The sequence below is a fragment of the Fibrisoma montanum genome, assembly GCF_003583365.1.
Lineage (GTDB): Bacteria > Bacteroidota > Bacteroidia > Cytophagales > Spirosomataceae > Fibrisoma > Fibrisoma montanum.
This window is the reverse complement of sequence record NZ_QXED01000005.1, coordinates 375,963-398,244: the sequence shown is the minus strand read 5'-3', so window position 1 is coordinate 398,244 and position 22,282 is coordinate 375,963. Positions and strand designations below refer to the sequence as shown.

The 22,282-nt window shown below is 54.1% G+C and carries 27 protein-coding genes; 7 read left to right on the top strand and 20 right to left on the bottom strand.

Annotated features, from left to right (window positions below):
• Positions 1-62 precede the first annotated feature (62 nt).
• The 7 genes from DYU11_RS18615 to DYU11_RS18585 all read left to right on the top strand — a co-directional run bounded on the left by DYU11_RS18615 (position 63) and on the right by DYU11_RS18585 (position 6,305).
• Positions 63-2,006 carry a M23 family metallopeptidase gene (locus DYU11_RS18615; protein WP_229365940.1) on the top strand — a complete coding sequence of 648 codons (1,944 nt, stop codon included), beginning with the start codon at positions 63-65 and terminating at the stop codon, positions 2,004-2,006.
• 120 nt (positions 2,007-2,126) lie between these two features.
• Positions 2,127-2,576, top strand: coding sequence for a thioredoxin-dependent thiol peroxidase (gene bcp, locus DYU11_RS18610; RefSeq protein ID WP_119669210.1), 450 nt, complete (start codon positions 2,127-2,129; stop codon positions 2,574-2,576).
• Between the two features lie 108 nt (positions 2,577-2,684).
• Entirely contained in the window at positions 2,685-3,542 is an 858-nt protein-coding gene (locus DYU11_RS18605; protein WP_119669209.1) for a transketolase, read from the top strand.
• A gap of 147 nt (positions 3,543-3,689) precedes the next feature.
• Positions 3,690-4,643 (top strand): transketolase family protein, encoded by a 954-nt coding sequence (locus tag DYU11_RS18600; RefSeq protein WP_119669208.1) that lies wholly within the window; start codon positions 3,690-3,692, stop codon positions 4,641-4,643.
• A 101-nt stretch (positions 4,644-4,744) separates the two neighbouring features.
• On the top strand, positions 4,745-5,317 hold the full coding sequence (locus DYU11_RS18595) for an RNA polymerase sigma factor (RefSeq protein ID WP_119669207.1): 573 nt from the start codon (positions 4,745-4,747) through the stop codon (positions 5,315-5,317).
• Between the two features lie 63 nt (positions 5,318-5,380).
• Positions 5,381-5,854 carry a hypothetical protein gene (locus tag DYU11_RS18590; protein ID WP_119669206.1) on the top strand — a complete coding sequence of 158 codons (474 nt, stop codon included), beginning with the start codon at positions 5,381-5,383 and terminating at the stop codon, positions 5,852-5,854.
• Positions 5,855-5,876: 22 nt separating this feature from the next.
• Entirely contained in the window at positions 5,877-6,305 is a 429-nt protein-coding gene (locus tag DYU11_RS18585; RefSeq protein WP_119669205.1) for a hypothetical protein, read from the top strand.
• A gap of 105 nt (positions 6,306-6,410) precedes the next feature.
• Here the strand turns inward: DYU11_RS18585 and DYU11_RS18580 are convergent, their stop codons facing one another.
• The 20 genes from DYU11_RS18580 to DYU11_RS18480 all read right to left on the bottom strand — a co-directional run bounded on the left by DYU11_RS18580 (position 6,411) and on the right by DYU11_RS18480 (position 22,204).
• Positions 6,411-7,415: a toast rack family protein gene (locus DYU11_RS18580; RefSeq protein ID WP_119669204.1), complete on the bottom strand. Its 1,005-nt coding sequence runs from the start codon at positions 7,413-7,415 to the stop codon at positions 6,411-6,413.
• A gap of 84 nt (positions 7,416-7,499) precedes the next feature.
• Complete coding sequence (locus DYU11_RS18575) at positions 7,500-7,973, bottom strand: PspC domain-containing protein (protein ID WP_119669203.1); 474 nt, start codon at positions 7,971-7,973, stop codon at positions 7,500-7,502.
• Positions 7,974-8,644: 671 nt separating this feature from the next.
• Entirely contained in the window at positions 8,645-8,896 is a 252-nt protein-coding gene (locus tag DYU11_RS18565; RefSeq protein ID WP_119669201.1) for a hypothetical protein, read from the bottom strand.
• A 1-nt stretch (position 8,897) separates the two neighbouring features.
• Entirely contained in the window at positions 8,898-9,458 is a 561-nt protein-coding gene (locus DYU11_RS18560) for a hypothetical protein (protein ID WP_119669200.1), read from the bottom strand.
• Positions 9,459-9,469: 11 nt separating this feature from the next.
• Positions 9,470-10,867, bottom strand: coding sequence for a hypothetical protein (locus tag DYU11_RS18555; RefSeq protein WP_119669199.1), 1,398 nt, complete (start codon positions 10,865-10,867; stop codon positions 9,470-9,472).
• A 2-nt stretch (positions 10,868-10,869) separates the two neighbouring features.
• Entirely contained in the window at positions 10,870-12,510 is a 1,641-nt protein-coding gene (locus DYU11_RS32995) for a putative Ig domain-containing protein (RefSeq protein ID WP_147367969.1), read from the bottom strand.
• A gap of 8 nt (positions 12,511-12,518) precedes the next feature.
• On the bottom strand, positions 12,519-13,325 hold the full coding sequence (locus tag DYU11_RS18540) for a hypothetical protein (RefSeq protein ID WP_147367968.1): 807 nt from the start codon (positions 13,323-13,325) through the stop codon (positions 12,519-12,521).
• A 21-nt stretch (positions 13,326-13,346) separates the two neighbouring features.
• Complete coding sequence (locus DYU11_RS18535) at positions 13,347-13,631, bottom strand: LysM peptidoglycan-binding domain-containing protein (protein ID WP_147367967.1); 285 nt, start codon at positions 13,629-13,631, stop codon at positions 13,347-13,349.
• On the bottom strand, positions 13,609-13,923 hold the full coding sequence (locus tag DYU11_RS18530; protein ID WP_119669194.1) for a hypothetical protein: 315 nt from the start codon (positions 13,921-13,923) through the stop codon (positions 13,609-13,611). The genes DYU11_RS18535 and DYU11_RS18530 overlap by 23 nt, the downstream gene beginning before the upstream one ends.
• The gene (locus DYU11_RS18525) at positions 13,920-14,624 is read right to left on the bottom strand and encodes a hypothetical protein (RefSeq protein ID WP_147367966.1); all 705 of its coding nucleotides are present in this window, start codon (positions 14,622-14,624) and stop codon (positions 13,920-13,922) included. Before DYU11_RS18525 ends, DYU11_RS18530 begins: the two co-directional genes overlap by 4 nt.
• Positions 14,625-14,678: 54 nt before the next feature.
• Entirely contained in the window at positions 14,679-15,671 is a 993-nt protein-coding gene (locus tag DYU11_RS18520) for a hypothetical protein (protein WP_147367965.1), read from the bottom strand.
• A 23-nt stretch (positions 15,672-15,694) separates the two neighbouring features.
• Complete coding sequence (locus tag DYU11_RS18515) at positions 15,695-16,207, bottom strand: DUF6046 domain-containing protein (RefSeq protein ID WP_147367964.1); 513 nt, start codon at positions 16,205-16,207, stop codon at positions 15,695-15,697.
• A 2-nt stretch (positions 16,208-16,209) separates the two neighbouring features.
• Positions 16,210-18,948, bottom strand: coding sequence for a tape measure protein (locus DYU11_RS18510; protein ID WP_119669190.1), 2,739 nt, complete (start codon positions 18,946-18,948; stop codon positions 16,210-16,212).
• Complete coding sequence (locus tag DYU11_RS33265) at positions 18,948-19,088, bottom strand: hypothetical protein (RefSeq protein WP_158600311.1); 141 nt, start codon at positions 19,086-19,088, stop codon at positions 18,948-18,950. Before DYU11_RS33265 ends, DYU11_RS18510 begins: the two co-directional genes overlap by 1 nt.
• A gap of 35 nt (positions 19,089-19,123) precedes the next feature.
• Positions 19,124-19,495 carry a hypothetical protein gene (locus DYU11_RS18505; protein ID WP_119669189.1) on the bottom strand — a complete coding sequence of 124 codons (372 nt, stop codon included), beginning with the start codon at positions 19,493-19,495 and terminating at the stop codon, positions 19,124-19,126.
• Between the two features lie 41 nt (positions 19,496-19,536).
• A complete protein-coding gene (locus tag DYU11_RS18500) occupies positions 19,537-20,010 on the bottom strand; it encodes a M15 family metallopeptidase domain-containing protein (protein ID WP_119669188.1) in 474 nt (157 codons plus the stop codon).
• Positions 20,000-20,239, bottom strand: coding sequence for a hypothetical protein (locus DYU11_RS18495; RefSeq protein WP_119669187.1), 240 nt, complete (start codon positions 20,237-20,239; stop codon positions 20,000-20,002). Before DYU11_RS18495 ends, DYU11_RS18500 begins: the two co-directional genes overlap by 11 nt.
• Positions 20,232-20,531, bottom strand: a complete 300-nt coding sequence (locus DYU11_RS18490) for a hypothetical protein (RefSeq protein ID WP_119669186.1) — start codon at positions 20,529-20,531, stop codon at positions 20,232-20,234. The genes DYU11_RS18495 and DYU11_RS18490 overlap by 8 nt, the downstream gene beginning before the upstream one ends.
• Before the next feature lie 2 nt (positions 20,532-20,533).
• Positions 20,534-20,950, bottom strand: a complete 417-nt coding sequence (locus DYU11_RS18485; RefSeq protein WP_119669185.1) for a hypothetical protein — start codon at positions 20,948-20,950, stop codon at positions 20,534-20,536.
• Positions 20,951-21,010: 60 nt separating this feature from the next.
• Positions 21,011-22,204, bottom strand: coding sequence for a DUF2586 family protein (locus DYU11_RS18480; RefSeq protein ID WP_119669184.1), 1,194 nt, complete (start codon positions 22,202-22,204; stop codon positions 21,011-21,013).
• Between the last annotated feature and the right edge of the window lie 78 nt (positions 22,205-22,282).

Genomic DNA, 22,282 nt, shown 5'->3' with positions numbered 1-22,282 from the left:
GCGCGGCAACAGGTCGCGGGGCCGGTAATCTGGCGCTGGGAGCCGTGGCGCCCGGTTACTTTATGTTCCCGATCATGCCGGGGGGCGAAAATTCACTGTCGGGTGGACTGGGCGACCTGCGCGGCAATCACTTCCACGCGGGGCTTGACATTCGCACGCAGGGGCGCGAAGGCCTGAACGTTTACGCAGCCGCCGACGGCTACGTATCACGGATTGCGGTGTTTACCGGCGGCTACGGGAATGTGATTTTCATCAAACACCCCAACGGACTAACCACCGTGTATGGGCACCTCAAAACGCTCAACGATACGTTGGGCACGTACCTGCGGCAACAGCAGTACGAGAAAAGAACCTTTGAGATCGATCTGCGCCCTCAACCCAATCAGTTTCCGGTTCGAAAGGGCGACATCATCGCGCTGTCGGGCAACACGGGTGGGTCGGGCGGCCCTCACCTGCATTTTGAAGTGCGCGACGCCGGCGACAATCTGATCAATCCGTTACTCTACGGCTTCAATGAACTACAGGACAACGTACCGCCCTACTTTGAGCGGATTGCCCTGAAGACCATGACACCTACGTCGCGGATCAACGGCGAGTACCAGCGCCTGACCCTGGTTCCCGTACGTCAGGCCGACGGCTCCTACGTCCTGAACAAACCCATAACAGCCTCCGGCCTGCTTGGACTGGAAGTGCTGGCTTACGACAAAACCAGCGGATCGCCCTACCGCAACGGTATCAATTGTCTGGAACTCAAGCTCGATGGCCGGGAGGTTTTTGCCTATAACATGAATACGTTTCCGCACGAGCAGACGCGGTTTATCAACGTACACATGAACTATGAGGTTGAGCAGCTGACCGGGCAGCGGTATCATCGCGGCTACATTGCCGACGGCAACGCCCTGAGTCTGTATAAACTGGCCAACAACGCTCAGTACCGGGGGCGGCTTCCGCTGCTGGACGGTCAGCCGCACGAAGTGACCGTTACGATTTACGACGTATTCGATCAGTCGGCCCAACTGCGGTTCACCGTTTTACCCGATACGACGCAGGCCAATGGCCCGGCCCGCGATTCATTCCGGGCCCGGCCCGCGACCTTTACGCCGGATGAACTGGACGCTGATGAAAGCGGCACGGCCAGCACCCCGACCGCCACGATCACCAACGACGAGAACATTCTGAAACTGACCGTTCGGAATGTATCGATAACCAATCCACCCCAAGCCCGGTTATTTGCAGGAAGGAACTCGACGGAAACGCCGGTAAGTTACGTGCGAGGAAACGTAGCGGTGTACGTGATCGACCTGCGGAAAATACTACCTGATTCGGTTCAGATCGGTAATGGCATCGTGCGAACGAACCTGAAGAAACGCATCCTGCCGGGTCGGAAAGATGTTTTTTCCGAGGGCGGAACCCGGCTGGAATTCAGTCCGGCCACGCTGTTTGATACCCTGCACCTGGCTATGCGGCAGCTCCCCGGTGGCGGCCTGGAAATTAACCAGCATACGATTCCGCTGAATGATTACCTGGCTGTTCAACACACCCCGACGTACCCGATTGCGATCGACACCATGCGTACGAAAGCGTACATGACCAGTGGCGGCCGTCGTAAATTTCTGGGGGGCACGTGGCGCAACGGCAGGATCGAGTTTAAAACGCGTGATTTAGGGCAGTTTCAGCTGTTCACGGACACGCAGCCGCCAACGGTACAAATCCTGTCGGCAACGCCCAAGGGTATCACCGCCAAAATCCGCGACGATCTGTCGGGAATCAACCAGTTCCGGGCGCTTGTCAATGGCGAATGGGTGCTGATGCAGTACGATTACAAACGGGCTCTGCTGTGGTCGGACAAGCTCAACCCCGACGAACCGTTTGCCGAAGGTTCGGAGGTACTGGTTCAGGTAAAAGATAACGCCGGCAACATCGGCTCCGACAGCATTACCATTGAAACCCCGCGTCCGGTCGTGCGAAAGAAAGCGACGACCAAACGACGCGGGCGGAAGCGATAACCGGTTTTCTGGCTTCGGCTTAGGGGGAGTACTGAGGAAGTTTGGCTCTAGACCGAGTCATTAAATTGAAGACAGGATCGGCGACCGCCGAAAACTGAAAAGCGTAAACCACTAAACAGCATGAAACTCAACATCGGCGATCAGGCACCCGATTTTACCGCCACGGATCAGACCGGCAAGCCCATTAAGCTGTCGGACTACCGCGGCCGGAAAGTGGTGATGTATTTTTATCCGAAAGATGATACGCCGGGCTGCACGGCGCAGGCCTGTAACCTGCGCGACAACTACACCAGCCTGCAGGCAGCGGGCTACGAGGTGCTGGGCGTAAGCGTCGACGACGAGAAATCGCACCAGAAATTTATTGCTAAATACCAGTTACCGTTTACTTTAGTCGCCGATACGGATAAGCAGATCGTGGAAGCGTACGGTGTCTGGCAGGAAAAGTCAATGTACGGCCGGACGTTTATGGGAACGACACGCACCACATTCGTCATCGATGAGACCGGCGTCATTACCGACATCATCGGGAAAGTTGACACGAAACAACATACGGAACAAATTTTAAAATAAACCCCTGGACGTCGGACGATGGTTATTGGACCCACGTCGGCGAACCAGCCCAACCAGTTTTAGTGGATAGTCCAATAGCTAAATCGTCTAATGTTTAACCTCCAAACTATGGAACTAGAAAAACTCGAAGGCATTGCCACCGCCGTCCGGCGCGATATTCTGCGCATGGTTGCAGCCGTAAACTCCGGCCACCCCGGCGGCTCGCTTGGCTGTACTGACTTTTTCGTTGCGCTTTATTTTGACATTATGCGCCGGAAGACAGACGAAAATGGCAATCCGATTTTTGACATGGACGGTCACGACGAGGATCTTTTCTTCCTGTCGAATGGTCACATTTCGCCGGTCTGGTATTCTGTGCTGGCACGGGCCGGTTATTTCCCACTCGAAGAACTGAAAACGTTCCGTAAGCTTGACAGCCGACTGCAGGGGCACCCCGCCACGGCCGAACACATTCCCGGCGTGCGCATAGCCTCGGGCTCACTGGGCCAGGGGCTGTCGGTAGCCAGCGGTGCGGCCTATGCCAAAAAACTCAACGGCGACGACAAGCACGTGTATGTGCTGATGGGCGATGGTGAACAGCAGGAAGGACAGATTTGGGAAGCGGCTCAGTTCGCGCCGAACAAGAAGCTTGGCAACCTGACGGCCATCATCGACCTCAACCACGCGCAGATTGACGGTACGACCGACAACGTGAACGATAACCGCGACCTGGGTGCCAAATACCGGGCCTTCGGCTGGTTCGTTGAGGAAATGAACGGCAACGACATGGAAGAGGTTATCCGGACGCTCCGCAAAGCCCAGGAAGATCCGGACGTACCGACATTGATTCTCATGCATACCGAAATGGGATACGGTGTCGATTACATGGTCGGCAATTACAAGTGGCACGGCACGGCACCGAATGCCGACCAGCTACAGCAGGCCCTGAACGGTCTGCCCCTGTCGGTAGGAACGACGGATTATTGATTTGATGTACCCTGCACGAGGTAGAAACGCCAGTTGCAGAGACACCAGATGTAGAGACGCCAGATGTAGAGACGCCAGATGTTGCGTCTCTACAACAGTCATAATCATGAAAATCAAACTTTCGCTACAGCGAATTAAGAGCAGCCAATGAAAAAATACGAATACACCGACAAGAAAGACACGCGCTCGGGCTTCGGTGCGGGCATTGCCGAACTAGGCAAGACACATCCCAATGTTATCGCCCTGACGGCCGACCTGGCCGGATCGCTCAAACTGGAAGCGTTCATTAAAGAGTTTCCGGATCGGTTTATCCAGTGTGGTATTGCCGAAGCAAACATGATGGGCGTTTCGGCGGGGTTAACGATAGGTGGTAAAATTCCGTATGCGACCACGTTTGCCAACTTTGCTACGGGTCGGGTATATGACCAGATCCGGCAGTCCATCGCGTATTCGAATAAGAACGTCAAAATCTGTGCTTCCCACGCGGGCCTGACGCTCGGCGAAGACGGTGCTACCCACCAGATTCTGGAGGACCTGGGCATGATGAAGATGCTGCCCAACATGACGGTCATCAACCCCTGCGATTACAACCAGACGAAAGCCGCAACCATCGCCATTGCCGACCACGTCGGGCCGGTGTACCTGCGATTTGGTCGGCCGGTCATTCCTATCTTTACGCCCGCCGATCAGAAGTTTGAAATCGGTAAGGCATGGCATGTGAACGAAGGCGACGCCGTTTCTATCTTCTGTACGGGCCACCTCGTCTGGGAAGCCATCAAGGCGGGTGAAATGCTGTCGGAGCAGGGTATTGAAGCGGATATCATCAATATTCACACCATTAAGCCGCTGGATGAGGAAGCCATTCTGGCGTCGGTGAAGAAAACCGGCTGCGCCGTATCGGCCGAAGAGCACATGATTAACGGCGGCCTGGGCGACAGCGTTGCGCAGGTACTGGCCCGCAACTACCCCGCCCCGCTGGAATATGTTGGCGTACATGATACGTTCGGCGAGAGCGGTACGCCCGATCAGCTCATGCAGAAATACGGCCTCACCGCCGACAAGATTGTTGAGCAGGTGAAGAAAGTGATGGCAAGAAAATAAGTTCGTAGTTTGTGGTTTGTAGTTAGTGACTGGCTGATACATAGTGTTCTCTTTCATCAGCCAACCACTAACTACAAACCACAAACTACAGCTATCAACGAATGACTGACGAGGAACTCCTAGCTAAATACCGCGATCCGTCGAGCCGGAATTATGCCTTTAATCTGCTGGTACGCAAGTATCAGCAGAAGATTTATTGGCATATCCGAAAGATGGTTATTGACCACGACGACGCTGATGATTTGGTGCAGGAAACGTTCATCAAAGTTTGGAATAGTCTGGAACAGTTTCGGGGCGACAGTCAGTTATATACGTGGATATACCGCATCGCCACCAACGAGTGCCTTAACTTTCTGAACAAGAAACGCCGGCGCTTCTTTCTGCCCATTGGCGATGTGGAGGGCGAATTAATGGAAAAGCTGGAAGCCAATTCCGACTACGTTACGTCAGGAACGGAACCCAGCGGTGAAGAGGTTCAGCTGAAACTCCAGAAAGCATTGTTGAAACTACCCGATAAGCAACGGCTGGTATTTAATATGAAGTACTTCGACGACATGAAGTACGAAGAAATTGCCGAAATTACGGGTACATCGGTCGGGGCCTTGAAAGCATCGTACCACCTGGCAGTCAAAAAAATTGAAGATTATATACATAATTCTGATTCTACTGATTAAACCACGGCCGCTGGCGGCTGTCCAATACTAAACGTAGCCCGGAACGGGTCACTGGCTACAACGATGATGAACGATAAAAAACCTATACGGATCGAGGAATTAGCGCGGGAGCATCCGCTGCGACAGCAGCCGTTTTCTGTGCCGGAGGGCTACTTTGACGCCTTGCCTTCGCGGGTGCAGGCACGGGTAACCCGGAAGAAGCCCGGCTTCAGCATCAGTTGGTCATGGCAGCGGACAGCCGCCACGCTGGCCGGCGCGAGTCTGATTGCCGTGCTGGTATGGCAAACGCTGCCCCAACGGCAGGAGTCGCTCGGAGCCGATACGCTGGAGGGCGTAAGTGATTCGGCCATTGCCAGCTACCTGGAAGAACAGGGTGTGAACCCCTATGAATTAGCCGAACAGCAGGATATTCAGTCGTCGTTTGGGACGGATTCGACCATAATCCAATACCTGGACGTAAACCCCGCGGATATCCAGCGCTACATGGACGAAGAAGGCTATTCGGGAACTTCAGGCAGCGAACCGGTTAATTCCTAGACAAACAGTTTACTCTATACTAATGAAACACGTATTATATAGTTGGTTGCTGATGTTGATGCTGACAACGGGCGTTGCTTTTGCGCAGGATGGGCGGCAACGGATCGAATCGGCCCGAATCGCTTACATCACCAACCGATTAAACCTGACCACGGAGCAGGCTCCCCAATTCTGGGCAGTCTACAATGAGTATAACGGGCGCAAGCAGGAGCTTAACCGCCGGCTGCGTCAGCTCAGCGGTGATCCGACCCGCCCCGGTCTGACCGAGTCGAACGCACTCGCCGACCTGAAGGAAATTAACTCGACCAAGCAAAAGATCGCGGATCTGGACGACGAGTACATGAGCCGCTTTCTGAAAGTGATATCACCCCAGCAGCTGCGCGAGTTGTATAGCAGCGAGCGGGAGTTTAACAAGATGTTATTGAACCGATTGGGTAGTCCGCGACAATGACACCCTCCATCGACCGTTCCGAACGTTTTTAAATAAACCTATGGAAAAAGAAACCCCGGCCGCGCTTGCAGCCGGGATTTTTTGTATCTGAACCATACGGGAAACTTAGTAACGCTTCACCGTAAAACTCGACACGCCCCCGTCGAACCGGATGTTGATTTTCTTGGTGGCCGTATCGTAGCCGGGACTTACGAATTCGCCGTCGGCGGTTTCGGTGAAGCCTTCGAGCTGGTTAACATTCAGCGCTCCGTCTTTTTTGATGCGGCAGCCTACCTCCTTGGGCACCTCTACAGTAACGGACGCTACACCGGCGTCCAGTTTCACATCCATCTGGTTAGCCTTCGCCCCCAGTTTCAGATCCAGATCCGAAGCCCCGACCCCTACTTTCAACTCCTTGATGGCGTACTGACTCAAGTCCAGATCGGCATCACCGGCCCCCAGACCAACGTCGATCGTCCAGAGGGGCTTATCATTCAGATGCACGTCGACTCGGTTCTCGAAATCACCGTCCTTCAGTCGAATCTTTTGATTTTCCTCGGCGGGCTTGAGTTCAATGGTAGGAATTCGGGTCGTCGGGTCCCGTTCCACCGTCATAGAGTAATTACCGATCGTCTGCCGGGTATCGGCCTTAATCAGCTCCGCCGTTGGCTCACTGATGGTGAAGCGCCCGGCACCACCCGCCAGTTTCAGCACAGCTTCGCGGGTATCAGGCTCCATCACTTCCGTAAACGTACTGCTGCGTACTTTGCCCTGATCGGAATCCGATGCGTTGTCATCATCGTCGTCAGTTTGACCGGCCTTGTTATCATCATCATCATCGTGGTCGTTCCAGCGAAACTCGTAGCGGCTGTCGTCCCGGTCCCGGCTGAAGAGCCCAAACAGGGTAAACGGAACGGCTACGGCCAGCAGAACCGTTGTGACGAGCGACGCAGCATTGCCCCGCCGTTCGAGAATCAGATTGACACCCGCCAGGATGAGCAGCACCGGCCAGAAGTTGGCCAGGGAGTGCCAGTCAAAATCAATCCAGTCGGCACGACGCGCAACGATCAGCAGGCCGAACGTAATCAGCGCTATGCCCCAGAATAATCCATTATTTCGTCTACGTTGCATGGTACAGAAGGTTAAGTTATGTGCGGTATGGGATGCGGGGTATGACGTAGCAGGCTATGCCATACCCCGCATCTCATACGTCGGTTACAGAGGATTGTTGGTGTTATTGGAGTCGTAGGGCGTTTTCATCCGGTCGCGGAAAATCAACCACAGACCCACCGCAATCAGGATAAACGGCCACAGATCGCCAAAGTCAATGTCGAACCAGCGGTCGAGCAGGAACAGAACACCGAGCACAATCAGGACGATACCACCGACGACGCTGCCGTTGGACGAAGTAGGGTTGTTGGGATTGTAAGGTTGCATAGAAAAGACTGGGTTTGAATAAACGGTTACCTGGTTAAGAGAAGTGCCGAATGCTTGCTTCGGCATAGCGATCCACAAAATAATGTAGATAAGCAACGCGGGAAAGTGCGGCAGAAAAATACCGGCAATAAAAATCAGGCGGACAACCGTCCGGTTCCATCCAAAGTGGCGGGCCAACCCGGCCGCAACGCCCCCGATCATGGCTTCACCAGGGATGCGTTCTAGCGGAGTGCTACCCAATTGATTGTTCATGGCTAATAGGGTCTAAAACCGATGTAAACCTACGCCAACGCCTATTTCTGCCCAATCAGGAATAGAAGAATGGCCCCGGGGTTTGATGGATGTATGTTTTCAATGATAGTAGGTAATGCAAGGTAGCGGCTAACGCACGGTGTTTGGGGCGGAGGGCCTTGGGCACGTATTAATCACAAAACGAAAAGTGAATTTCAACATTTCCAAATGTAAAGATTGCTGCTACCCCAAAATTGTACTTAAATAATAAAGTCATGACGGTAAGACTTCACGATTTCAAACCAGGTCAACAGGTCAGAACTAGAGTAATCAGGCATATCTTTATGTGGGGCAAACGTTGGCCAATCGCGGTTAATGAGGTCAGAAAGGTAGTGCGAGTCGAACCGCAAGGCATCCTACTTGACGACAATCTTTACTATGCCGCAAGCTGGCTGACGCCTATCTAACCAACGCAAAAAAGCGGTAGTGACTCAGTTCACTGACAACCATATGTATAATGTTGACTTTTTCTGTACAAAATGGCATAACTTATTGATAATTAAATTTTAATCTCAACAGTAGCCATATGTATAATACTGATTTTTTTTGTACAAGATTCAACATAAGACACCACTAAAAAGCCGGGATCACAAACCCCGGCTTTTACACAACTAGCGTAACTTAACTTCTATTTAAACCTTCGTTAAAACACCGACTTCGACCTGATAATAGACTCGTCCGGGCAACTCCTGCATGGCTGGCAGGCCATCACCCAGCACATACGCCCGGTCCCGATTGGTGTATAGGTCGTTGTACGTGGCATTGTCGATACTCACGCTGAAGACCTTCATATGGGGCTCGCCGATATAGCCACCCGACAGATACTGCCTATTCGTTGGACAGGCCGACAGCAGGCCGCTATGATTGACAATGAGCTTATACATCTTACAAATTGACTTTAGTTTGAACCGCGACCTTCACCAATACGATATGTTCGACGTAAAACTGACCTGTTTCGTACCAATACCGTTCTACCTTAATATCCACGATTGGCCCGGTTATGCCAATGAACTCCGATACTAACCAGCGTTGCACTGGGTTGACGGGCGTACTGTTGGGAGCGCCTGGCCGTGGATTTAAAGTTGCTGTCGATGTGTCGATCACCTGATCGTTCCAGGCCAGCGGTACCGATGAAGGCTTACCCGGCAAACCGCCCCATGTCGCCCGCGATGTCAGCAGGTCCAACGTCGCCTTCAGCCTGGCGGTATCGGCTAAGCCCGTCAAATACTGCAACACTTCGCCGATGTTCTCAATAATGCCGTTGTTATTGATCGTCTTCTGCGAGGTGTCATACGCGGTTATCGCTTCCTGAACGGCCTGTTCATTGGCCGCTTGCAAATCGTTCTTGTGGACCAGGCTATCCAACATATCGTGATAGTCGCCCTCGGTCGGTTTGCGGCCCGTCATGAAGTAACCCTTCAGGACCGCTAATACTCGTATAGCCATGTTACGTGGGTTTACAAATCTTCGTTAAATACCTTCAGCCGACCGCCCCAGACGATAGAGCTAAACTGACGACCGCCGATCTCGACTGTCACCTTCTCCTTACGCCATTTCGGTAGCGATGGATTATAATAACAGTAGTCGGCGGCATTGCCCAGCGTTCGACCCAGGCAAATACCTTGCTTCAACTCTCCCCGAAACAGCACATCGGCGGCATCCTGACGGGGTTCGATCCAGGCACCATCATTGATCCGAAAGCGCAAGTATTTCCACTTCTGTCCGGCCGTCCGGCTGCACTTCCAATAGTAAAAATTGGCTTCAGCCATCTTGTCTTCGGACGTACAACGAAGCTGCGGGAAGCCCGGATCGCCCCAGGGCGGGGGCGTTCCCGGCTGATCCGGCGACCAGTTCGAGATTTGCACTTCGTCCGGATGGGGCGGGCCGTAGATCGTGTTGGGGTTGGTACCATACCGGCCAACCTTCCAGAAGATGTTACAGGTACCTACGACCAGGCCAATAATGAAAAAGCTCGCCAAGTGCTGATCCAAATCCCAATCGGCATGGCCACCCGTTACGGTGACTTTGCCGGGCGGGTTGGCTACCCGTCGCGCCTGTCTAATCAGGCCGTGGGTAGCACCTTCCGGGCGCGATACCGTACCCGGAAGCGACTCAATCAGGTCACTCGTTACGTAGGCACACTGACCACCGTCGCCCAGGGCCAACATCGAAAGCGTCATTTCATACAGTCGCATGTAAAATTCACCGCTGGTACCAGGCCCTTCCGGGTAGTACTTGACGTTCGGCCACGATGTACCAAAGTGAACAGCGAAGTAGGTGGACATCCGGTTTCGGGCTGCCTGTTGCGACTGGAGCGTGTTCAGGAAGTAGTCATGGGTCGGCTTTAGGGTTATGCCGTCCCGTTGCCAGTTTCGCGCCTGTGCGCAACAGAACGCCCCGTAGTTCAAAAACAGACGAGGGTTCTGAATGCCAGCGTCAGCGTACATCTGCTTTCGCTTCGCCTTGAACCGCGTGTAGCGTTCATTCTCGGTCTCCAGGTTCCATTCGCCTTCCATGAACTCGTCAATCTCGATCCCATAAAGCGGTTCCTGCGTAGCCCGGTTTTCCCACTCCTGGGGCGACTTGGCGTAGCCCAGGGGGAACGATGGACCACCCACGCCCGGAAACATCTCCTTCGACTCCATCCACCGAAGCCGATTCGATAGGGGCGCTTCGCCGTTCCGGAAGAAGTGCATCCCACCCCGACCAGCCGCGCTACCGGCGTTCACGTCGGCCCGCTGAATGGTCGTTGCTGACGTTCGACCGTCCGGCATGGTAAAGACCGGCCCGCTGGCTACCGCATTGGGCAAGAAGGTCGAATAATCTAAAAATGCAGGTTTCTCAATTTCTGGCATGGCTACGTGTTGGCTTTGCCGATATACATGGTTTGATTCGACTTATTGATGTACCCTTGATTGTACACCTCCTTACGGGGTCCCTGACCAAAATACACATTCAGCCAGGTATCTTCCGGCACGTAAAGGTCATTCGGGAAGTTGTCGTAGAACGGCTCATCATAGCCCGAAATCCACCACATGTTGCGTTCGCCTGGTTGGGGCGTCGGCGTCGGGGCCGCGTTGGTGATATGCGCCAAGAGTTCGCCGTTGATGTTCGACCAGCTATAGCGCAAGTCCAGAATGTCCGGATCGGGCGGCACGTCCACGAACGTATTCTGATACCCTGACGTGGGGGGCGGGTTTTCGGGGTTGGTCTGGTCCGGCGCGATCACGAAGTTAAACCGATCTTCGACGGTCGCCCCTTTGTCGTCCATCGCGGTCACAATCACCACGAACGTGCCCGGCATCTGTGGAATCCCTGAAATCACCCGAACCGGCTCATTCCAGGATAGGCCCAGCGGAATACCGTTCACCCCGATTTGTACGATCTGACCGTCCGAATCGGCAAAGGTGTTATTCGGTATCTGGTAGCTTAACGATATGCCTACCTTGCCCGTCTGGTCGGGTATCTGGTTCTGAACAGTGGGTGCCTGGTTCGTCGCGGGCGGGGGACCTTCCTGAATCGGAGCCTGACCACCGTTGGCGTCGGTCAGGTCGAACCAGCCGACGAAATTGGGCACCTTACCGTCTTCGATGGTTACGATGTAGCGACCATTCGGCAGGGTATCCCGATCAAAGCGGAAGGGATAGTACACACCCGAAAAGCTCACACCGAAGTTAATGGCGGGTTTATTCACTGCAACCGGACCCGACAGCCGAACGGTCGGCAGGGCGTTAGCGATCACGCCGATGAACAGCAGTCGGTTTTGCTGCGGCTTCCACTCCAGAGCCGCTTCGATGTCGATCAGCTCCGGATCGGGGTCAGGCCCCGGATCGGGATCAGGGTCGGGATCAGGGTTCGGCTGTTGGGTTGCTGGAAGCGTGACTTTCAAAAAGTCCACTTCAATCATGTACTCTTTGGTCGGATCAATCGTCAGCCTACGCACGTCAGACGGCCCGTCGTATTCCAGCGTTGTATCCAGTACGATGGTCGTGCCCGTCGTAATCTTCGTCCGGTATGATCCATATGTTTTAACCCCCCAGGCCAACAGGGTTCGATCCCGGAAGGGGTAGCCCTCCTGCCAGTCCAGTACCGGCGTCGTAGGGGGCACAAAGTTACCAGCCGTGGTCACGAAGTAGTTCTTACCAGCCAGCCGGTACCGATCAATGATGTCGTTCATCGACCGGCCCGCGATCCCATTCACATCAACGTTTTCGAGGTCTTTTGGAAAGATCACGTAGAACGTGTAGCCGGTATCGTCGCCGTCTTCAATGCGAAAGCGGCCTGAACATCGGCTGGCACATTCGCGGTTCAGCAGGTATTCGAGCGTCATCACCTGACCCGTGGTCTGGAGGTCTTCCAGCATCCGGGCGCGGGCGTCAAACACCGCCTGCATGACCAGACGAGCCGGGCCGAACAGGATTTTAAGCAGGGCAACCGTCAGCGGTTGGCGACGGTGCGGGGGCAACAGTTGGCGAATGAAACTATCCAGATCGAACATGGTCGTGATTAGAAGATGTATTCAATCTGAAACTCAATCGCCTTCATGTGCCCCGCTGGAGACACTAACTCACGCTCGAACGGCTGCCAGTTGGGGGAACCAGCCGGACGCCATGACGTTTCCCGCACCACGAAGTCTTTAATACCTAAATAGGTCTGACAAACGTCGGTTAAGCCAGTCCATGAAAAGACGCCATCGAAGGGCAATGAACGGGCGTAAATAATGATTGCTTCATGGACAAGTTTACGCCCGCTACCATCTAAGGCCATACCGTCCGGATTCATGATCTGAGGGTCAATCTTTGCCACCGCTCGAATGCGTAGTTCGTCAGCAGGCAGGCTCACAACATCGGTCTTCACCCCGGCATACTTGATGTTACGAACGTAGGCACGTAGGGCGTTCAGCTCGTCATTGGACAACTCCTTCATGTACAAGCCATCAGGCTTAGCGGCCTTAATCAATAGTCGGCTATTACCCACTTCCGTAACCGATACCTGACGAACGATCCGCTTGGCATCATCGATGACGGCATACCCCGGACGGCCATTAACGAACGTCAGGCGGTCGCCATACTGAAAGTTTCGCACCTGGTCAGCATACCAGCCAACGGTTCCGATCTGTTTGGCATCATAAGCGGTTTGCAGGTCTGTCGTCATGACATCGAACTGGTGTTCGAGCGTCTGGACAAACAGCGCCCAGATATTGCGAAGCGTCCCAAAGACCGACACCTTCGACTTACTGGTTAATTTAGCCGCTTCGGGAATGGTCGACTGAACCGCGTCCATCTCCGTTTTAATTTCTTCTAGTGTTCTCATTACGGTTGGGTACTCGTTTAGTTATTGCACTACATATTCACTCAAATACCAGTAGCCGACCCCTTCCGGTCGGTCTCCCTCATCAATGGTTTGAAAAGGCGCAAAGTCTTTTAGGTAGGTCGCTACCCTGGTGTTCTTTGGTACGTCCCGAATGGTCAGGAGCATACCCGGATACAGCCGATCCGTGATACCCTGTATCTGACTGCGGTTGTCATCCAGCAGCCAGTACACCGCTTCCACGTCACCATACACTTCGACGGCTATATCCCACAGGCTTTGCCCGTCACGTACTGAGTAAGTTTTCATCGTAATAGCCATCTATAAACACCTCCCCCCGATTAACCGTAAGCGACTGCACAACCAGGCCGTCGCGGGTCAGCTCCTTACGAACGATCCCGTTCAGGACCGCCCCGTCACGTTCGTCCAACAGGTAGTCACGAATACCTACCCCAACGGTCGGCTCCCAGTGGTGCCAGGCTTTGTGTGCGATCACGATGTCGTACTGGTGTAGCTCCGTCGCGTTGCCCAGTACCAGATCGCCGAACTTCTCCAGCAAGTCGCCTTCGGGCGTCGATATGATGTCGATAGGTGTCGTCATTGGAGTAAGTTGTTTAGCGTTGCCTTCAGGTTGGTGAAGGCCGTCACGTCGGCCGGGAACGGAGCCGAGGGCGACCCAGGAGCCGCGCAAATCACCTTGAAGCCGATTAGGGTCGTCAGCAGTTGATCCAGGACCTGCTTCAGCGACGTAGACCCGTTCTTGATGCTGATCTTACCAGCCGACAGTTCAATCACGGCCGCTTCCTGCTTCATGGTCGCTTTGCTGGCTTCGAGCGTCATCGTTACCTTGCCGTCGTTGGCGGCTGTCAGCTTCGACGGCTCCAGGACCAGGCTAACTTTATCGTTGGCGGCTGTCAGCTTCGTATCAAGCTGAAGTGATACCTTTTCCCGTTCGGCCTTCAGCACGTCCTTATCGACCGATACCTTCATCTTGTCGATGATGCATTCGACCTTATCGACCTCCGACACAAAGACGACGAACATATTGTTCATGTCGTTTTCGACGGCTGCCACGAAGACAACCGAATCTTTTCGGGGTACGAGCAACACGCCTTCCTTTGCTTCGTCGTTCGCCCGTAGGTTCACGCCTGGTATGGCCGCGTCACCCTGAAGCCCCGTATTCAGCAGGTTTACCGTACAGGTCAGGCCCTCCACCGACTTGACGGTAGCGGGCCAAACCTGAATGGGCGGGGGGGATTGACTATTTTTTAATCCCGCTACTATTTGTGCGTCTAAATCCATAGAATATTTTGAACTGCTGCTGCGCTTACAGCTGAGAAACGGAAGATTGTTTTGTTAGGATAGCTTAACGCCAAGCGTCACCGTCCGACAACCACCTGATTTATTGAACTCCGTTTTAACGGCATTGACAAAGTACTTGCCTTCTCGTTCGGGGTACTCTTTATCGACTACAGTCGCGTAATAGCCAATCTCACAGACGGGGATAAGCCATCCTTTGAGCGACCCTTTGTATCCGTCATAGGTCAACCGCTTTAAGTGTTCCTTTCCGGCTTTCTCCAGCGACTCTTTACTGGACACGTTCGGCAAGTGGATCGTCCGCAAGTCCCCCCCTTTGTCGCCTACCTCAATCTGAATTGTCTTGCCATTCTTTTGATGGCCAATCACTTTCGCCCGAAATCGAACATCATCCTTTTTGATGTACTTCAGATCGTCCGACTCTTCGACGTTCTTCATGAAGTCATACTTCACTTCGCCCCGCTTTTCGGTATAGGCCAGATGGCAATGCAGTTCGGGCTTACCGGCCGCATTGGTTCGGCAATAGATCGCTATACCGAAGTCGTCCTTAATCTTCTGTAGAGCTTCGTAGCCATTGGCCCGGATCAGGGTAAACTTTTCATAGTCCAAGCCCTTCAGATTAGTCACGAACTGAATCGAGTCCCCGGTAAGCTGCTTATTGACTTCACCGACGATGTAGCGAATCACTTCTACGGCCGTCGTTTTCTTGAAGTGCCGGTCGGGTATTGGCTTTCTCAGCAGGTAGGCCGCGTCTTCACATTCGAGCTTCATCGGCAGGTTCGGCCCGAACGAACGCAGGTAGCCGACGAATTCCGTATGCAGATTAGCCGGATTATCCTTTACGTTGTAGCCCAGTTTAACCGTCACCTTATCGCCCCGCTTGAGCTTATCTTCAACCTGCCAGGGCTTATTATAGAGCGCCCCCGGAAAGGTAATCGTGCATTTATCCGACAACAGATCAACCGACGATTCAATAGTAATCGACTCAATGCCATTAATGCGGTAGTTGCCAACCTTTACCTCGAAATCCATTTTAAACATCGTTTAAACGCCGTTTAGGTTAGCAGTTGAAAATCCTCATCCGACACCCCCCGGATCACGAACGCTTGATTCTCCAGACCAGGCGTTTCGGGAAATTCCCATTCGGTTACGCACATCAATTCGATGTTACAAATACTGGTTAGCTGACTGACAATGACCAGCGACTTACCCGCCGTGAATAGCTTGGTCAGCTTAGTTATATCGCTTTCGGGATAGGTACCTTCTTTATTCTGAAGCATACCCCGGATTTCAATCGTATAGTCGCCCGTGCCAAACTGTTCTTTAACTGAACCGACGCCCCGATTTTTGGCAATCTGACGTTCGGTGATTACGTTCCTACCTTTCACTGAAATCAGCGGCTCCAGCGGGAACAGGTACAAATCATTTTGGGCGCGACTCAGACCCAGATACACCGGACACATCATGGTCAAGCCCCCCGTTACTTCAACGGACACTAGACCACCCGCCCCAGCCAGATCAGCCGATGACGCAGTAAGACTTAATCCACCTGTAGTTGCATCTGCCATCGTTACACTGTCTCGATTGAACTAGCTGAATTAAGGACACTCAAAAGCACCTCCTTTACTTTCCTTTCTATGTCGCCTAACCCTTCGGTTAAGGTTGTACTATGCACGTGAACACCCCCATCGACCAGACTCTTAAGATTGATCGTGATGTTGGTGGACTTGGCTCCGGTCACGCCTGACTGAATACCCGACTTCTTATCCTTATCAGCGGCATTGCCTGCGCTGGCCAGCCCCGGCGTTTTGGCGAAGGGGTTATTGGCGAAGGCCGAATTAGGACCAGCGATGGGCTTAGGCTTTGCGCCCGCCTTCTCCGATTCCCGCCGTTTCTTGTCGTCATCGAACCGCTTCTGGCCGTTGCTGGTCCCTTCCGTCCAGGCGGCTCCTAACTGCCTGGCCAGCTCCGCGAAGTCGAAGGTGAAGGCGGCTTTGGCGATGGCACCGATCCGGCCGAAAATTGACTTGGCTACTTCCCACAACTTCATGAGGGTTTGCCGGAAGCCGTCCACGTTATCCCACAGGTACTTGATAGCGGCAACTACGGCCATGATCCCACCGACGATAAAGCCGACCGGGTTCGCCATCATTGCCGCGTTTAGCATCATGGCCGCTCGAACGGCCCCGTAGATAATGGCGATCAGTTGGACATACGGACTACTGGCCAGCCATAAGACGATGTTACCGACGAACTGAAGCGCAGTGCTGATTGTCCAGACCACCGACGCCAGTACGTCAAAGATGACCGACAGGCCGCTGGTGGCTCCCCCCAACCCACCGAAGCCGGTCCACAGGTTGACCACCCACGTAAGCAGGTCGCCGATCAGGGTGCGTACTGGCTCCGTAGCCGTCCACAGTTGCCCCATGCCGGTTACGACCACCTGAAACACCGGCTGAAGTTTGGCTAAGAACGGATCAATCTGATCGATCAACGCCGTACCGAAATCGAACAACTTCCCTAATGAATCATTGAAGCCAGCCGCCCAAGTTGAGAACTTCAGCTTCAGCGTACCCAGGAAGGTTGAGAACTTACCAAAGGCCGTTTGGCTTTGCTTATCCATTGCACCACCGTATGCCCCTCCTGGAGACGATAAATCACCAATGGCTTTTTGGACATCCTCGAACTTAATCTTACGTTGCTCTGCCAGCTTAAACAGTTCCTCGCCGTTAACGCCCAGGTTCGCTTTCAGTTGGTCCATGAGCCTGGTACCGCCGAACTCCTGGTGTAACTCACCGCCGTCGATAAAGCCCTTTGCTTTGATCTTGGCGTAAGCGGCCGTCAGTTCATTGAAGTCCTTTTGGGCACCGGCTGCCATGTTGCCGATCCCCGTCATTTCAGGGATCAACTGTTGCCCGGTAAAGCCAACCGACAGGAGACTTTGGCCGCCCTTGTACACCTGGTCATTCTCGAACGGCGTCTTGTTGGCAAATACATCCAACTGACTCATCACCGGCTTCGTGTCCTTACCCAAGAATTGCTCATAGGCAACCTGGGTCTGTTCGCGCTGCATTCCAGAACTAAAGAACGCACCCGCCCCGGCTAGCAACCCAGCACCAGCAATGTAGCCCAGGGCCGACGACCGTAGCGACGAGAACATACCTTCTTTCTGCTCACCGCCCCCATTGCCCTCCAGTTGATTGATCTGACGCTGGAGCCGTTCGACTTCGCGTTGGGCGTTCCGGATCGCGGTCGTACCAATCGCCAGCTCCCGGCGTTCGGTCGCCCGTTCGAGTTGCTGACGGAGCGTTGCCAACTGCACACCGGCAGGCATCAGCGCCCCAACAAAACGGTTGACGTTATTCCGCAACGAACCAAAGAAGCCAGACGGCGCGGGTCGGTTCGCCCGTTCCTGCACTCTGGCCAGTTGCCGTTCCATCCGGGCGATGTCACGATCAGCCCGTCCGATCTGGCTGGCATCGACCATGAGTGCCCGGCGCTGACGAAGGTCATCTAACCGGGCATTCAGCTCATCAGCATCCTGACGTACCGGCCCAAACGATCCCGACAGCCGACCCATACCCGACACGACCGAATCGACAAAGCCCCGCGCTGGACGGTTCGCCCGCTCCTGGAGCCTGGTCAACTGGCTTTCCGTCCGGGCAATGTCGCGGTCGATCCGGGAAGCGGCTTCCCAGTCCACAGCCAGCGCCCGGCGTCTGACCAGATCATCTAACCGAGCCTGAAGACCTTCCGCCGACTGACGAGCGGGCACGAACGCCGACGCCCAGCCCCTCACAACGTCGGTAAAGTTCCGCGATGGTTGGGGACTGGGAATCGGAGCGACCGGCTGTCGTTCGGGCATCGGAGCGGACCAGCTTGGACGCCCCGTAGCAAGGGGCGCAACTGGACTGGCCGCGCCCTGGTCAAACGATAATTGCCGGGTAGACCATCCGGCCGTTGGTGCATGAGGAACCACCGTTGTCGGACGAAAGGCCCTGGCCAACGGCGGTTCTGTGATGTTGATAGAAGCCGGTCGATTCAGTTGATCGATCCGACGTTCCAGCCGTCCGATCTCTGCTTCGGCCTGCTCTACCTCGTCGGTATTGACCGATAGATTACGCTGACGGCGCAACTGATCCAGCCGCCCGTTCAGGTTGTCCACCTGACGAGCGACCGGCTGTAACGACCCAGCCATCGCCGACGCCCCTCTGGTCAATGTAGAGACCGTGGATTGATACAGGTTCGCCATCTTCATCAGGGGCGAACTCATCAGGTCGTTTACATATAAATCCCAGCCGTAACGCATCAGTCTTTTGAGAAGGGTCGGGTTAGCTTAAGCACCCATTGTAGTTCACGCCAGCGAAGGGCGAAGTCTTCATCGGACAAAGCGTCCGGGTCAATGTGAAAGAAGTAGCGAAGTAAGGCGTTGATTTCGGGGAGATCCATCAACTCGACAGTACCTGTCAGTTCTGGGGTCTCCTCTATAACTTTTTTAGCTCACCCCGCTTAACCTCCAGTAGTTCATTGAGCGCCTGAGCCGCGCCCAACATAAAACCATCCACATGTAGGATTCGGGTGTCGCCACCCAAAAAGCAGGCTTTAACTAATTGTTCCTGCATCTTGAAGGGTTGGTTGTGAAACGTACTGATGTAGTTCATCTCAACACGGTTAGGCTTACGGAAGTAGCCAACAATGGTCTGATTGTCTTCGCCCTCAAAATCTATAGCGAAGATTTCGCCGTGTTTCTCTTTCCAATCATTGATTTGCTTATCGGTTACAGTTGTCATTCCAGTAACGCCAGCGGGAAGTTGATCGGCGGCAACGGCGATTTGCTTATCAGTTACAGTTGTCATGCGTGAAATGTGCGTTTAAATACTGTTTAAATGGGTTTTACTTACACTTCAAAATGAGGGCGATCCACGAACTTTTCGTCATCGCTCCGACCGTCGCGGTCCCAGTCAGCGCCCCAGGTCACGTTCGGAAAGCGTTCCCGGATGATGCGGGCGGCCCGGTCGAAATACTTCTCGTCCCAGTTCAGCGTACCGTCCGGATTGCGGAAGGCGATGTCGAACGCCTGACTAGGCATCTTCTCGTGCTTACTGGTACCAGGTTGCTTGAAGGTGACCTTCCGGCGGTTCTCCGCTTCCGAGATCACCGACAGCCCCGCCCCTTGACGGAGCCGATTCACGATGGACAGCTTTTGGCGTCCCTGGGCGTAGTAAGCCCGCTGCACTTCAGCCGGACGGTGTACTTCCGTCAGCATCACAACCGGGTCGCTTGGGTAGCGGCTGTTGTACTCCTGCTTCAGAAATAACCAGGCGCGTTGCAGGGTCACGACGGCATCGGCAATGTTTCGGCTACTGGGCATCGGTCGGTGATTTAGGGGTTTGTCCAAACGTCAGCTCGACCAGGAAGCGAACCAATGCAACCAGGACGATGTACAGGATAGCCAGTTCAGGCTTTTGCTGAAGCACGTCGTGCAACAGATCACGTTTGAGGGCAACAGCGGCCATATACGCGGCCGGAATCGCCATGTCGAGCGCATGTACCAGCACCTTGATCTTTGGCGGCAGGTTCTCGAAAAAGTGTTTAAACATTGGGTTTGTCACCAGGGCGACGGGTAGGGGTTGTCTTTGACTTCGACTGGAACATCTTAAAGAATGTCGCTACCTGCTCCGACAGCCGGCCGATCTGTTCTTGCTGCGCTTTAACTACCCGCGTCAGCTCAGAAATATCGGCCTGGTTCTGGGTAAGCTGAATCCGGTAACGCTCCACATAGCGAGTGGCGGCAACCAGAAACGTTATCAGCGTACCCAGTGACACCAGGACGGCGATCAGTTGACTAAGCGTCAAACTGACCACCGTTTCGGAGCTAATTTGCGCGATCATCCCTATACGCCTTGCTTCAACTTCAGGAAGAGGATCGGAAGCGTAACTTCCATGAACTTATCGTTCTGGTTCATCTCCTTCGGCGATTGCTTAAACTCGACACCGACCAGGTTATCAGTCGTTAGACCGGCCCCGTTCGAGTAGGCAACCGTAATGGTCAGGTTGCGGTAGTCGATTATATCCTTGTTGGGAGCCTTGTCGATCAGCAGTTCCAGTTCACCCTGGAGTATCTTGATCTCGCCTTCGTATTTCTTATTGCCGCGTTGAATAGCCAGGGGTTGATTACCCTTGCCATAGACGGGTTCCTTCTCTTGCTCGGACATATACTTTACGCCCCGCAAGCCAACCAACACGCGGTCGCCGATCTGGACCGACACGTCGCTGTACTGGTATTGCTCTGAATTGAATGATGCTGGCATGATGTTAGTACGGTAGGTATGAGCCTACCGACTCTGAAAGCCGGTAGGTCGAATGGATGCTTAAACGGCTGCCTGTGGGTTGAAGAGTCCCAGCGTAATTTTGATCTGCTCATTCGAGCCGGTTGGCGTGATCCGAAGGTCAACGTTCAGGGTGTTGGTCCCTAAGATGTCCTGATCCGGATCAACGAACGCCTGTACTCCGCTGATCTCACCGTTGGCGGTCATCGACAGATCAATCGCCCGTTCGATTCGCGCCTGGTACTGTTTGATCGTAGTCGGCACGATCTTACCTGTGTCCTCATCGACCAGCACTTCGTCCAGCAATTCGTTCAGGAACGTATCGTAGGCAATCCGATGCGCCTTGTCGATCACCCGGCCCCGGTTCAGTCGGTTGTAGTCATCTGTGTCGGCGGTCGCCATCGGGTCGGCATTGAAGTAGAACCCACCCCGGCCCAGATGCTTACGCAGGAAGATATAGCCCTTATCGTGGATTGCGCCCAGGTAGCCATCGTTCAACGTCTTGACAGCGGCAGGCCCCAGATAGGCTTCGTCTACGCCGATCACCGGCCCGTCCTTCACCCGTCCGATAGAGCGGTTAACGGGAATCGAAGCAAGCCGACCCAGTAACAGACCCATGCAGGAAGTAGCGGCCGTCGAATTACGGGCCAATACCAGACCAACCCGGTTAAAGGTCAATCCCTTCAGGTTGCGAAGCGTAGCAGCCGTACCATCGAAATACTTCGCTTCCAGCAACACACGAAGGGGTAAGTTCTGATTGGCGTAGCTCTGAGCGAAGGCATGCGCTTCGTCGATGGCGTTGGCCGTGGCCGCGTCGATCCCTTCGACCAGCGTCGGTTCGGCCGGTTCAGCCGCCAGGAAGCGCGTAACCCCGATCAGTCGAATACGGCCCTGTGACGCCTGCATCAGCGAAGCGGCATGACCATCGACAAACAGTTGGGTCGTGGTCGCAACCCCGTCAACGAACATCACAAACAGTTCGGCCCCATTGCCAGCCAGCAAATAGAAGTCTTTGATCTGACGACGAGCTTCAGCCACATACGGCCCGGTTGTCATACCCGCTTCCGTTACCCAGGCTTCAAAGTCGTCGGGTGAGAAGAGTTGGCGCGGTTGCAGGAACGGCGTATTGTTCGTACCGAGACCGTTCAGGATCATCCCGAAGACGGCATCGTCGGACGGAGCCACCTGGCCCAGCCCGCCGTTCTTTAAGGTTACACTTACTTTAGGTAGTGCCATGTGAAGTTACGGTTGTGGTATAGGCTTGCCCGAACCAACGGGCAAGCCTATGAACCGATAGGTGAAAGAGTGAATGGA